Genomic DNA, 13,248 nt, shown 5'->3' with positions numbered 1-13,248 from the left:
TTAAGAGGGCCGCACGCCAATCGAAAGAATACGAGCATGCCAATGAAACGCCAACGCCCAAGCATCGCGGTTGTCATCCCCCTTTACAATCACGCTGATTACATTTTGGCTGCCCTACAAAGTGTGTCGGATCAGACGCTTTGCCCAGACGAGATCATCGTGATTGACGATGGTTCCAAGGATAACGGCTACAAGATCGCTCGTGATTTCCTAAAGAACGCACCCGGCGCGACAGTCCTGAAACAGAAGAACCAGGGTGCCCATAACACGATCAACCGCGCGATAGGGATGGCGAAGACCGACTATATCGCCGTTCTGAACTCGGACGATATTTTTAAGCCCCAAAAGCTTCAACGTTGTATCGAGATGTTCATGTCTCGACCGGACATTGGCCTTATTGTCGGTGAAGTTGCCATCATGGATTCCGAGGGCGTCGAGGTTACGAGCGGGATCACGATTGATTGGTTGGACAGGGCCAAGCAGTTCCTAACACAAAGCGGCAACTTGCCGATGTCATTGTTGCATGAGAATTTTGCAGCCACTACTTCGAATTTTGTGTTCTCAAAGGAGCTTTGGGAGCGCAACGGCCATTTTCAGCCCCTGCGTTATTGCCACGACCTTGATTTTCTTATGGCATCGTCCAGAAATTCCGATATTTACTTCGATAAAGGCTTCGAACACATTGTCTATCGCGTTCATCCGACGAACACGATCAAAGAGAACATCAACAAGGTCCGCATTGAAATCGCGGGCGTAGTTACACAGGCGTTGGATCGTTTGAGCCTCAGGCTCCCGGAAGAGTATTTCAATTCCGCGTCCTATTCAGACCTGCAAGTGCTGCTCGCGACAAAAAATCTTACCAGCCTAATTGCATCCTTCGTGCCGGTAAGGGGCGACTTCAGCCACCGGCATGACTTTTACGAACGGATCACCTCGGCAGAATACTTTGCGAGCTTTGAACAGGTTCTGAACAATCAGATCCCTACCCCTTTGCCTGCGATTACCACAAAGGTCGGGCTCACCGAGCCGTTGGTAGCCGCGATAGAACTGTCAGGCTTCGACAAAGGCGGTCTTGAAAAAGTCGTTCTTGATTGCGCCTTGGAGTTCCAAAAATTTGGGATTACTCCCCTTATCTTTTCTGTCAACAAGGTCGGCCATCTAGGCGAAGTCGCCCGACGACACGGTGTGCGTGTTGTACAGTTGCCAGAGCAGGATCGCGACAAATTCTACAAAGACATTCTCGTTCGGGAAAATGTCAAAATCTCCATGTCGCACTTTTCCTCTGCGGGATACAAAGTCTTCCGCGAACTGGGTATTCCCAACATAACATTCATCCATAATGTCTATGCCATGCTTTCCGGCGAAGCACTTGCCAACTTTTTAGCCAACGACATTTTTGTTGATCTGTATATATCAGTTTCACAGAAAGCGACGGACTACGCCGTTGGGAAGCTTGATATCAGCGCAGCAAAAATTATCACTGTTCCCAACGGCCTGATTATCGAGGAACATGATGCGAACTTTCGCAAATCTTCACCCGTTCCCCGCGAGAGCCTCGGGTTGAAGCCTGAAGACTACGTATTCCTGAACGTCGCATCCTACAACCTACATAAGGCACACTACCTCATGGCCGACGCCATGAAGCTCATCCTGAAAAAGCGCGACGACATCAAGATTGTCTGCATTGGCAACGAAATATACCCGCCGCACGTAGCTCAGTTGCGCCACGACCTTTCCGATTGGCAATTGGACAAACATATTCTCATGCCCGGGTATTTTTCGGACATCGGACCGTTCCATAAAATGAGCGATGCATTTCTTCTGCCGTCCTTAATCGAAGGCTGGAGCATCGCCATGAATGAGGCCATGTATTACGGCAAACCGATGATTCTCACTAACACGGGCGGTGCGCCGGAAGTCATCGAGAACAACGACATCGGAATTATTATCCCGAACGAATATGGTGACACCCTGAATTTGGACTCACCACTACTTGACAGGATAGGCTACGAGCAGCGCCAATTTAGTACGGCGCCCTATCTTGCCAATGCGATGGTCCAATTCGCGTCAAACAAGGAGTATTGGGCAGCTTCTGGACGTGATGGGTATGTTAAAATTAAGGAAAAATTCGACTTCACGCAAACTATTGGAAAGTACATTTCAATAATCGAGGGAATTATCAGATAACGAGGGAGATTATGCTCCAATATATACAGAAAAGCCTTATTCCGGCATTTCTATTTTACCTGGGAAATCACCTGTTCATGAACTGGACGCCATATTTTTTAAGAATATGGTACCTAAGAACTTTTTGCAACGTACGTATTGGCAAAGACACCAGCATTGCCATGGGTTGCTTCGTTACTGGATACGAGATTAAGATTGGCGACAATTCTGTCATAAATCGCTGTACGTACCTGGACGGCCGAGGCCCCCTCTATATCGGCAACAATGTCAGTGTCTCGCATCATACCCTTATTCATACCGTTACGCACGTTGTGAACTCTCCTTACTTCCATGCCGTGGCCAAGCCGGTTGTCATAATGGATGACGTCTGGATCGGAGCTCGGGCGATTGTTCTTCCCGGAGTTACCGTTGGAAGAGGCGCCGTGATTGGCGCTGGAGCGGTCGTAACGAAGGATGTACCGGCCTACGCAGTCGTGGCAGGCAATCCGGCTCGCAAGGTAGCAGAACGCTGTCGTAACCTTGAGTACAAGATGAAGTACTTTCCGCTTTTCGACACCGATATTCAGTGAAGGTCTCATGACATTGATTATTGCCGGCGCCACCGGCTACGTGGGCGCAAGACTTTACGAGAAGGCCTCGAGAACCTTCGAGGTTATCGGGACGAGTTCATTGAGACGATCCGGTCTCCCGCACCTGGATCTGCAGGCGCCCGGGGACTTTGATTACGGCCTCATAAAGGCTAAGGACGTGATTGTTGTAGCGGCAGCCATATCCGCGCCAGATGTTTGCGCGTCACAATATGACTACGCCTATTCGGTAAATGTCACGGGAACATCGGAATTTATCGAAAGGATCTTTGAGCGCGACGGCAGGATTTTATTCCTCTCAAGCGATACGGTATATGGCAGCTCGGAGGAGCCGGTTACGGAAACCTCCCCATGTCATCCCGCTGGAGAATACGGGATAATGAAACATGATCTGGAAAAGCGCTTCCTTGGTGATACGCGCTTTAAAGCGCTCCGATTGTCATATGTGTTTTCCCGCGAAGACAAGTTCAGCAAGTATCTGGAAAATTGCGCGAAGTCGGGCGCCAGGGCGGACATATTCCATCCTTTTTTCCGGAGCGCCATATACCGAGACGATGTGATAGCAGGTATATGCTCGCTTGCGCGCGATTGGGATCGGTTTGAATATCCAGTCGTCAATTTCGGCGGCCCGGAGATGGTGTCACGCAAAATGATAGCGGACAGCTTGCAAGCCTTGGCTCTCCCGGCACTCAGGTATGATACAACCGAACCGGCCGAACATTTCTTCCGGAACCGTCCCCGCTATATAAATATGAGGTCGGATTTATTGCCAACCATCATACCCAATGCTACACACACGATAAAACAAGCGATCATCGCAGACTACGGGCATGAAGTATAAAACATGAAAAAGCGCGCTTTTATAACCGGCTTCACAGGCATGGTCGGCTCACACTTGGCAGACTTCCTGCTAGAAAACACAGACTGGGATATATATGGCTTGATCCGGTGGAGAAGTCCTCTGGACAACATTGCGCATCTACTTACGCGCATCAACAATAAAGACCGTGTACACTTGGTTTATGGCGACTTGCGAGATTCGCTGTCTATCGATCATGCGGTTAGGGAAGCAGAGCCAGACTTCGTGTTCCACTTGGCGGCACAGAGCTATCCTAAAACCAGCTTCGAGGCTCCAATCGAAACCTACGATACCAATATCGAAGGCACGGAGCGTCTCCTTTCCGCATTGCGCAAGCATGCCGCGGGTGCGATCATCCATGTGTGCGCTTCGTCGGAGGTCTTCGGTCGGGTACCAAAGGAAAAACTTCCAATCGACGAGGAATGTACGTTCCATCCGGCATCTCCATATGCCATATCGAAGGTCGGCACAGATCTCATCGGTCGCTATTATGGCGAAGCCTACGGCATGACGGTTATGACCACCCGCATGTTTACACATACCGGCCCCCGTCGTGGTGATGTTTTTGCGGAATCGACATTCGCGAAGCAAATTGCCATGATCGAAGCTGGCATTATTCCACCAGTGGTAAAGACCGGGAACCTGAACTCACTGCGGACATGGGCAGACGTTCGCGACGCTGTGCGGGGTTACTACATGCTGGTAACCATAAACCCAACTCCCGGGGCATACTATAACATTGGCGGCCCCTTCACTTGTTCTGTGGAGGATATGCTGAAGACGCTGATTTCAATGTCCACGCTCAGGGATTCAATTCGCATAGAAACTGATCCTGCTCGTCTACGTCCTATCGATGCCGATCTTCAGGTGCCGAACACCACCAAGTTCAAGGCGGTCACAGGGTGGGAACCATTAATTCCATTTGAAACGACGATGCTTGACCTTCTCAACTATTGGCGCGAGCGCATCGGCCAGGGAGAACGATTCTTGGTTCGGTAAACAAGGTTGCGAAATCCGTTTCACAGCTGGCATTGGCTTTTGAGATTGATCGGCAGAGTCTATCAACCGGCATAAGGGTTGGCACACGATGTGCTGACGACCCCAGCCGTGGGACAACGGGTTTTCGAACTGCGTCTTCAAGGTTCGTTGACGAAGGCGCAGACTCGCATGCGAACACCATTGGCAAGATCGATTTCGATCACGTGCGGTGGTGTAACGTCGGCCCTTTAGTCAGCAAGGCCGATTTTGGCTGCGCCGAACTTCTCCACTGAGGGAAAGGTAGCGGCGGGGCGACCGGTATTGTCATCACTGGTCCTTCGTCATCGCCTCCGCCAAACAGCCGGAACGGAGTCCAGGGTGAGTTTCGGCAGAAGACAGGAATCCTGTGTGTTGCCGATGTGGTAGAAGGGTTGCGGGCGGGAGGCCGTCGGTGGCTGAGAATAGTGGCACGCAAAAACCAAACATGTAATAGAAGCCTCTCAAACGAGGGGGCGAAATTAATGCGTGACGACCTAGGCGCCGGCACTTCGGATCTGCTTCAGCAGACATTGCAGGCTGCGGTTCAAGATCAACGGACAGTTGATGAAGAAGGGCGCAGCACGGCGCCGCTGCTCGATGGCATGTCGTTCTACGAGAGTATCCGGCATCATGACGACCGGGGAAGCGTAACCGAACTCTTCGACCCACGATGGGGATGGCATCCCGATCCACTCGTCTTTTCTTACGTATTCACGGTCCGTCCTGGAATGGTGAAAGGATGGGGCCTGCACAAGCAACACGAGGACCGTTACTTCGTTTTGAGTGGCGAATTGGAGCTCGTACTATTCGATCCGAGGCCAGAGTCGAGCACGTGCGGCAAGGTCTGCAAGATCTACCTGTCCGGTAGTCAGCCGCGCCTTGTCAACGTGCCTAAGTTCGTTTGGCATGCTGACCGCAACATCGGGTCTTCGGACGTCGTGGTAGTGAATTTTCCAACGATCCAATACGACCATTCGAAGCCTGATAAATACAGACTTCCGCTAGATACCGACTTAATTCCATACAGCTTTGGGGATGCCAAGGGATGGTAAGCGGGCCGCTCGTCTCGATTTTGATGCCCACGCATACCCGGGTGGATGTGATTGGATTCGCGATCCAGTCGGTGCTGGCGCAGACGATGGGCGACTTCGAGCTGCTTGTGGTAGGTGACGGGTGTGTAGCCGGCACCGCGGAAGTCGTCGCAAGCTTCGACGATCCTCGCATCCGCTTCTTCGACCTTCCTAAGGCGCCATACTTTGGCTACGCAAATCGAAACGTTGCCCTCCGGGAGTCCCGAGGAAAGTACATAGGCTTCGCGGCCGACGACGACCTCCTGTTCCCCGACCATTTGGAGCGGCTGTTAAGCGGGCAGGACGCGGGCGGCGCACTGGCGTATAGTCAGGCGCTTTGGGTGTCTACCGACGGAATCGCCGCTCCATTTCTGACGAACTTAACGGCTACCGATGAGCTGAACACTTTTTTGCAACAACGGAACAGCATTCCAGCGAGTTGCTTTCTCTACCGAGCCGATGGCCTTCCGGTCCGAGATGTTTGGCCTGAGGATGTTGCATCGGCCGCTGATTGGCTTCTCTGGGGAAGAATAATTCGAGAGAACTCAAGTCGGCCCATTTTCTATTGTCGCACACCAACTGTCCTCCACTTCAGCGCCAAGAGAATGACGTCTCGGTATGCGCGAATGCCCGAGTTCGCGACAGCGTTGGATATTGCTGATCGCGCGTGCTGGTGGCCAACTCCGTTGCGCGTTTCAATTCCGGACGGTGAAACTGAACAAAGCATCTACGCCGACCTGATGCGTGCGGATCCGCAGGGGTGGAGCGATATAGTTCGGAGCGCGACAAACGATTTGATCGCGCGGCTGGCCTGGGAAGACATTCAGATTGTGCGGCCCGCGTATGCGGAAAATGAGGGGCAATTATCTGCCGTTCGAGCTGAACTCACTGAGCTCCATGGCCAACTATCAACAACACTCGAAGAGCTCGCGGAGGCGTTGGATCTTGCCAATGCCTTCAAGCACGACTTTTCGGTGCTGGAAGACAAGTCTCATGCCCTCAGGCTCGCAAATCAGCAAACGAATGAGCTTCTTGCTGACGCCAACGCCAGAGTTGTGGAAAAGTCGCATGAGATTGACGCAATGCGGTCAACCGTGGCTTGGAAGCTTCATGAGTCGCTCCAGCGCGTGCTTTCACGCTTTCGCTTTTAGTGACACAGCCCGTGACTCCGTCCCATCCAAGATGATCCGAAGGCAGGAACCTGAAACGATTGTCTCCGCGCCTGTATGTTAAGATTTTCCGGAACTCGGCGCTGTCGTCTCCCAGGCGGAGGTAAACATGGACAGCGGTGTCCGAATATTTCCGCAGTCCTATGGCAGACCCGAACATTGAAAGCTATATCGAGCGCTTTGCCCGCTATGACCGAGCGGATGAATGTTTACCTGGGGCCTGGGAGCATCTTTGCAAGGAGGCGATGAGACTGATGGATCGGCCGACCTCGAACCATCACGAAGGCGTCAGAATCGTAGCTTAGATCCACGGGACGACCTGGATCACGCCCCAAATGTACCAACCGACACCCTGGCGATAACTCCCCTTGAAACGACCTCCCGCTTTGACAATGATCTCTGCGTTCCCGCCGCCAACGAGACGATTGGGGCCGTTGCCGCCAACGTCATTCCAATCGCAATTCAGGATCACGTCGGAGACGTTGACGTATACCGTTATCTCTTGCTTGTCGTAGCCGCCAGTGATCGCATTCAATGTCCCGCCGCCGTTAAGCAGGAAGGTGTCGTTCCCAATAGCTGAAAAGTTAGGAGTGGATTTGCCGATCGCTGACGTTTTGTATTTCGATGCCTTCACGGCCATGCCGGACGGATAGTCACCATTCAGAGGGCGTACGCTGTCCACGCTAACGGTGGATAGATCACCAACCACTTCACAATTGCTATATGTCGCGTACCCATCGGCGCCGCTTTCGATGCCGACGCCATAAATGCAATTGACGGCTCGGATATCGAGCCTGATGTTCACGAAATTGACGATGCCCCTGAACGTCAGGGAAACTGAACCGTAGGCGGCCGTTGCGTTGGCGGGAGTGCTACCGCCAGGTGTCGTGACCATCGTCACGGTATTGCCGACCACGGTCCCGACATAAGCGTTTGCTGGCATGCCTATGCCCGTGATCTTCTGTCCGGGCTCCAGAAAGAAGCCTGTGCCGCTATTGACCGTAACCGAGTTTGATCCTTTCGTAATGGAGCAATTTCGCACGGCTGGCCCGGTGGCCGAGAAACGCGCAGCCTCGTCGTTCTGGTTGTTATAAACCTGCGCACGGATATCAATGTTCGCGAGTGTCCCGCCGAGGTCTAGGCCGATTTGGATACCTTGATGGGTCGGGAACCAGACTTGAATGTCCGCCACCATATCGCTCGAAACATCAAAGCCGAAAAGGCCAGCATACCAAATCTGACCCTGCGCATAGATGTTCGTGCTTTCAGCGTCCAAGAGTGAACCATCTTCACCGATACCAAAACCGTCGAACGCGGCGTTGCGGTTATCGTAGAGCAGGAAGTTCGTCCACCGCGCCGTATGGTTTCCAAAATGCCCGAAGAGGAATCCGCCTTCTCCCCCGCCAATGCTCCCAGGTCCGTTGTAGATGCGATAGGGTGGCACCCCCTTGTTTGCTTCAAAGCCGTCACCCACGACATTGAAACAATGACCGACGAATATCCCTACCCAACCTGTGCGATATACGCTCAGTCCACTGTGATCCAGGCTGGTGACGCCTTCCAAATTGGCGCCTGACCAACCGCAGTTTTCAATTCGACCGCGCACAGCGATATCTGAGTTCGCCCACGCTCCACCGTTCCGGCTGATGTCAATGCCGGTGAACGAGACGTTTTCGATGGTGGCATCAAAGATGAGGTCATTGACAGCCGCAGCGTTGCGGGCGCCATAAAGCCAGAAATTTGAAGTAGTGATCGAGCTGCCATCGAATGTAATGCCGCTATCCACGCGAAAGTCTGAGCAAAGGCGAATCATCATGTTCAACCCATCGCCGGCCGCGCTGTCGTTGAACTTGTCGGCATCGCTGTTGAAGATCGCTTTGAAGGTGCCGTGGCCGATAAGCCGGGTGCCCGGGACAGGTAGAAGCCGGCTCTTGGTCAGATAGGTGTACTTCAGGGTATCGATGATACCGCCGGTCGCGAGTGCAGAGTTGATGTAGCTCGTCAAATCCTGAGTATTCGTCCCGGCGATGATGCACGCGTGGAGATCGAAGGGAATGAAATCAAGCAACGATTTCCGCTCGCGTGCCTTGTCCAGCGCGGTCCGCACCACAGCGCCAGCTTCAGCCCTGACGAAGCCGATCTCGGTACCGGACGCCCCAGGCTGCAGCGCCCTATCAGCTTTGAACCCTTGCTCTGCCGTTGCGAAGCCCGCATGGTTGATGAACTCGGCCGGATCGACGTTGGCGAGTCTCCCTCCGCGCCAACCCAGAACGCGATTGTCCTGAGGGCCGGGCACCGCAGCCGGCGGGTGATGGAACTGCACCTTAAGGGCGCGATCGAGATCGCGACGCAGTTCCTGCAGCACGGTTGCCTGTTTTGACAGCTCCTTCTCCAGAGCCGTCATGTCGAGCATGGTTCCCTTCTTGACGCCGACGGCGCGTTCGGCCACTCGCTCGGACGAGACCACGAATTCCGTTGTCGCAGGCACGTTCGCCGCAAACGTGATCGTGAAGAAGTCGAAGGAAAGCCCGCCAACCTTGGCAACAGTGACCGCCTCTCTCTCAAAGGCAGCCGCAGCGCTGCCGCGCGACCAGACGACCACGTCCTCGGTGTCGAAGATCTGAAACCCGTCGAAGGGCCCGTATACCTTGCCGCCGTTGCCGACGAGCACATCAGTCTGCCGAGAGCTGCGGGGGATGGGATATGGATTGGTCATGGCCGTCCTGCCGAGATCATCGATCAGGTCAGAATAGAAAGACGCACCATTGGTTAAATGCGCGGCGCTATTGTCCGCCGCCGCCAGCATTCCAACCTGAAGGAAAGATCGCCGCCGCATGAAACCTCCTGTTACCTCCAACTGCTGCAGGCAACACGAGATTCGTGACAATGAAAAGGCTAATCCGTCTGACGGAACCCCATTTCGCCGGGCTCCGACCAGAAACGCGACTTGCCTTTCTGCGTCTTGAAACTCTTGTCCGCGTCCGGATCCGTTAGCCACTGCAACTGGTCGACGAAGGCGCGGCGTTGCCTGGTGCGCATCGGCGGGTCGTGGCCGACATATTTCTCGACCCTACGGCCGAGCTTCTGATCCCCTCAGCCCGGGACGATCGCGCGGATGGTCTTGAGCGTGAGATCCGTGGTAGCGCCGATGACGGCGCTACTGTTTCCGCACAACTGGTCGGCCAGGCTCTGCCTGAAGCGGTTTCGACCTTGTTGACGAAGTCTACGAAGAGCCCGCCGCAGCCACCCTTTATGAAGCGATGCGCCAATAAGCCGGATATCCGTCTTGTCCTCAGGATCCCTGCCGTTCAGAACGTTACTGATCTGCCTTTAGACGCTGTCTCCCATCACCGACGGCATCGCCACCGAGGCGAAGTGCAAGCACCGTAGGCGATCTTGCCCCCTTGGGGCGGGCAAGCATCGCAGAAAGGTAGATCACAGAAATACGGAGGGCTGATCGCGCAACGGTCGCTCGATTAGCCAGAAGAGCAGGCTAGTCGAAGCCATACCACTTACGTACTCACCCTGGGGGCGGGCGCGCTCTCTGCATAACGTCCGCTTCGAGATAGATCCAACACCGTAGAAAGCTCCATCAGGCCACGTGCCATCGCCAAGATCGACGCCCAAGCTCAATAGGGTCGAGCCGTCGGTCTAACTGACTGATAATGTCCGTGGAAATCAATAGCTATCTCAACAGCAAGATCAATCAATGTCTGGCCCGCAGGGGCGGTGGCCTCAGAAGGCCGCCTACACAGGAACAATGAGCGATCACAATTGATCTGCAGCGCGCCAGGGCATCGTATATCGGAACTGCGTGGAAACGGCCCAGATCACAGTGCGCCTGTCCCATGCGCAGCCGTTTCGCTTAACCTCACATAAACCGGCGAAAATGTCGATCTGGACCGCCTGAAAGCCAATAGTCAACGCTTGCTGAATACGCTTCAGTGACGGAATTGTTTTGACAATACTGCGCTGAAAGGACAGCACAGTATTCAGTGCTATGACCGCGATGGCCGGATTTACTTTGGACCCCCTCAAGCCCGAGACAGAAAACACTCTTGCCTTATCCAATCCTATGCTTGCTATCAAAAGGCAGGTAACGCCAGCTTGCCAAACCCTCCAATGTTAACTTGCAAAGGGTTGGGCGCGCGTTTGTGTGGGCTGCAATGGCTGCCTCTAGGCGCGGCCGGGCATCGGGATCAACTATGAACATCGCAAATCCCCCCCCTCCGGCGCCAGATAGCTTGCCAGCAAGTGCGCCATTGTTCAACGCGACTTCGAAAAGCTTTTCGACGTCCGGCGTTGTCACGCTGGCAGATGTGCGCTTTTTTGCCTCCCAACCAGCTGCGAAGATTTTTGCAACCATGCCAAGATTGCCAAAAAGCAGCGCTTCCTTCATCCGCGATGCCTCTGCCTTAAGCTCATGCATAGCGTCAAGTGACTTTCCACCCGAACTGACGGATTGCGATTGTGACAATATGATCTTGTCGGACTCGCGCGACACCCCGCTAAAAGTCAACAAGATCGACGATTCCAGCTCGTTGTGAATATGTGAGCGGATACGAAGCGGATTCACGATTACCCGCTCGGAGGCCAAAAATTCCATAAAATTGAAGCCACCAAAGGTGGCCGCATATTGATCTTGCCGACCGCCTGCCAATCCAAGGTCGATGCGCTCGATATCAAATGCCAAACGCGCAATTTCATATTCACCAAGTGGCAAATGAAGCCAGTTCTGAAATGCACCGACCATCGCAACAACAAGCGCAGATGACGAGCCCAAACCCGAACCCATCGGCGCATCAACATGCGTGGTCAGCGTAATTGCAGTCGGACCGATACCAAACTGCTCCATGATGCGCTGATAGACCCCCCGATGCAACTTCAGCTTAGCCGTTTCCGGAATCTTGTCAGAAACGTCAAAGGTCTCAGAGAAGCCCAGATCCACCGAATCGAAGACCACCTTGTTGTCAGTGCGGAAGCGGATACTAGCATAGGCATAGCGATCAATTGTGACATTGATGATGGCACCGCCATATGCATCTGAATAGGGCGACACGTCAGTCCCTCCCCCTGCGAGTCCAAGGCGAAGAGGGGCACGCGCGCGTATAACGAGATCGTTCATGTTTCCTACCGGCCGTCAAAAATCAAGTTTGAGAGTGTTCAGGTTGCCGCCTGTATACAGCAACCCCATTATGCCAGCAGCTTCTGCCGCCGCTACGTCGGTTAATTGGTCGCCGATCATGACAGCCTGATCAATATCGAGGTCGTGGTCAGAAATTGCCTTGATAATCATGCCGGGATTGGGTTTTCGGTCGGGATGGTCTGCGTGCCAGTAGCGATCGATTGAGGCGTCCTTGTGGTACGGGCAGTAGTAGAAGGCGTCTACAAACGCCCCGTTTTCATAAAGGCATTCCTGCATATATCGATGGAGGACATGGACGTCCGCCTCGGTGTAGAGGCCTCGTGCTACTCCGGCTTGGTTGGTAATGACAATCACGGCGCGACCGATGTCGTTGGCGCGCCTTATCAGCGAAATGGCACCTTCCACCCACTCGAAATCCTCGATACGGTACAGATAGCCTTTGTCGATATTCAAGACGCCATCGCGATCCAGGAACAGAACCTTGCGCCTGCGCTCAGGGAGTTCGCGCCGCGCCATCTGCAAAGTATCAGGCAAGCCTATATCCAAGAAATAACCTGTCGAGACGACACCGCCAAGTTTTCCCTCTTCCGCAAGCAATGGAAACAGGTCGCTTTCGATCGATGACGCCCCTTCAGGAAGTCGATCTATCGCGGTCTTTCTTAGGGAGTAAATACCACCATTGATGAGACCGGCGACGGGTTTCGTCGCGACGTGCTTCTCGGCAAACCTGACGACCCCTCCCTCGGCGTCAAGGCTAACCTGCCCATAACGACTGGAGTCAGCGACGTGCCTTAACGCCAGAACCCCTTCTGTCGTCGCATCGACGTGTACCCGATGATCGACGGCGCGCATGTTGATGTCGAAAAGTGTATCCCCATTCGCAGCCATAAAGGTGGGTTGCAAATGATCATAGGCAAAACGGAAAGCACCACCAGTGCCCATGGCTTCCGGCTCTATAAGCACAGTTATCCGCGCCGCGCCTATGATTTTCCCATGGTATCGTTCGTAAACCTGTTCGCCTAAATAGCCCGCCAGCAACAATATATCGACGAACCCTTGCCGGACGGCGTTTTCTAGAAAATAGTCAAGAAACGCCCTCCCTTCATTAATTTCCAACAAAGGTTTAGGTGTGATTTTCGTTGCCTCGCCGAGACGCGTGCCACGCCCTCCGACGAGGACGACAAGCTGCTTCGAAAACATAAGGTTGTTCCTT

The 13,248-nt window shown here is 53.7% G+C and carries 10 protein-coding genes; 6 read left to right on the top strand and 4 right to left on the bottom strand.

All coding sequences use genetic code 11. From position 1 onward, the window contains the following. The first annotated feature begins 42 nt into the window (after window positions 1-42). The 6 genes from PWG15_RS24545 (at window position 43) to PWG15_RS24520 (ending at window position 6,871) form a co-directional block, all read left to right on the top strand. A complete protein-coding gene (locus tag PWG15_RS24545) occupies window positions 43-2,187 on the top strand; it encodes a glycosyltransferase (RefSeq protein ID WP_275026667.1) in 2,145 nt (714 codons plus the stop codon). A gap of 77 nt (window positions 2,188-2,264) precedes the next feature. Beyond that, complete coding sequence (locus PWG15_RS24540; RefSeq protein ID WP_275026665.1) at window positions 2,265-2,756, top strand: acyltransferase; 492 nt, start codon at window positions 2,265-2,267, stop codon at window positions 2,754-2,756. 7 nt (window positions 2,757-2,763) lie between these two features. Then, a complete protein-coding gene (locus tag PWG15_RS24535; protein WP_275026664.1) occupies window positions 2,764-3,615 on the top strand; it encodes an NAD-dependent epimerase/dehydratase family protein in 852 nt (283 codons plus the stop codon). Window positions 3,616-3,618: 3 nt separating this feature from the next. Then, on the top strand, window positions 3,619-4,632 hold the full coding sequence (locus PWG15_RS24530; RefSeq protein WP_275026662.1) for a GDP-mannose 4,6-dehydratase: 1,014 nt from the start codon (window positions 3,619-3,621) through the stop codon (window positions 4,630-4,632). A gap of 500 nt (window positions 4,633-5,132) precedes the next feature. After that, a complete protein-coding gene (locus PWG15_RS24525) occupies window positions 5,133-5,702 on the top strand; it encodes a polysaccharide biosynthesis C-terminal domain-containing protein (RefSeq protein ID WP_275026660.1) in 570 nt (189 codons plus the stop codon). Then, window positions 5,696-6,871, top strand: a complete 1,176-nt coding sequence (locus PWG15_RS24520) for a glycosyltransferase family 2 protein (protein ID WP_275026659.1) — start codon at window positions 5,696-5,698, stop codon at window positions 6,869-6,871. Before PWG15_RS24525 ends, PWG15_RS24520 begins: the two co-directional genes overlap by 7 nt. 319 nt (window positions 6,872-7,190) lie before the next feature. On the opposite strand, the gene PWG15_RS24515 is transcribed toward PWG15_RS24520, so the two are convergent. The 4 genes from PWG15_RS24515 to PWG15_RS24500 form a co-directional block, all read right to left on the bottom strand. Further along, window positions 7,191-9,725, bottom strand: a complete 2,535-nt coding sequence (locus PWG15_RS24515; protein ID WP_275026658.1) for a hypothetical protein — start codon at window positions 9,723-9,725, stop codon at window positions 7,191-7,193. Between the two features lie 59 nt (window positions 9,726-9,784). Next, entirely contained in the window at window positions 9,785-9,928 is a 144-nt protein-coding gene (locus PWG15_RS24510) for a hypothetical protein (protein ID WP_275026657.1), read from the bottom strand. Between the two features lie 1,024 nt (window positions 9,929-10,952). Further along, complete coding sequence (locus PWG15_RS24505; protein ID WP_275026656.1) at window positions 10,953-12,014, bottom strand: GHMP family kinase ATP-binding protein; 1,062 nt, start codon at window positions 12,012-12,014, stop codon at window positions 10,953-10,955. A gap of 15 nt (window positions 12,015-12,029) precedes the next feature. Continuing rightward, complete coding sequence (locus PWG15_RS24500) at window positions 12,030-13,235, bottom strand: HAD-IIIA family hydrolase (protein ID WP_275026655.1); 1,206 nt, start codon at window positions 13,233-13,235, stop codon at window positions 12,030-12,032. Window positions 13,236-13,248: the final 13 nt, after the last annotated feature.

It is taken from the genome of Ensifer adhaerens, assembly GCF_028993555.1.
In the GTDB taxonomy this organism is placed as follows: Bacteria; Pseudomonadota; Alphaproteobacteria; order Rhizobiales; family Rhizobiaceae; genus Ensifer; species Ensifer adhaerens_I.
This window is presented reverse-complemented; position numbering and strand designations above follow the sequence as displayed.

Excerpts from the sequence above, each read along its gene's own strand:
- PWG15_RS24545 (WP_275026667.1), top strand. The coding sequence starts at position 43 with ATGAAACGCCAACGCCCAAGCATCGCGGTTGTCATCCCCCTTTACAAT.
- PWG15_RS24540 (WP_275026665.1), top strand. The coding sequence starts at position 2,265 with ATGAACTGGACGCCATATTTTTTAAGAATATGGTACCTAAGAACTTTT.
- PWG15_RS24535 (WP_275026664.1), top strand. The coding sequence starts at position 2,764 with ATGACATTGATTATTGCCGGCGCCACCGGCTACGTGGGCGCAAGACTT.
- PWG15_RS24530 (WP_275026662.1), top strand. The coding sequence starts at position 3,619 with ATGAAAAAGCGCGCTTTTATAACCGGCTTCACAGGCATGGTCGGCTCA.
- PWG15_RS24525 (WP_275026660.1), top strand. The coding sequence starts at position 5,133 with ATGCGTGACGACCTAGGCGCCGGCACTTCGGATCTGCTTCAGCAGACA.
- PWG15_RS24520 (WP_275026659.1), top strand. The coding sequence starts at position 5,696 with ATGGTAAGCGGGCCGCTCGTCTCGATTTTGATGCCCACGCATACCCGG.
- PWG15_RS24515 (WP_275026658.1), bottom strand. The coding sequence starts at position 9,725 with ATGCGGCGGCGATCTTTCCTTCAGGTTGGAATGCTGGCGGCGGCGGAC.
- PWG15_RS24510 (WP_275026657.1), bottom strand. The coding sequence starts at position 9,928 with ATGCGCACCAGGCAACGCCGCGCCTTCGTCGACCAGTTGCAGTGGCTA.
- PWG15_RS24505 (WP_275026656.1), bottom strand. The coding sequence starts at position 12,014 with ATGAACGATCTCGTTATACGCGCGCGTGCCCCTCTTCGCCTTGGACTC.
- PWG15_RS24500 (WP_275026655.1), bottom strand. The coding sequence starts at position 13,235 with ATGTTTTCGAAGCAGCTTGTCGTCCTCGTCGGAGGGCGTGGCACGCGT.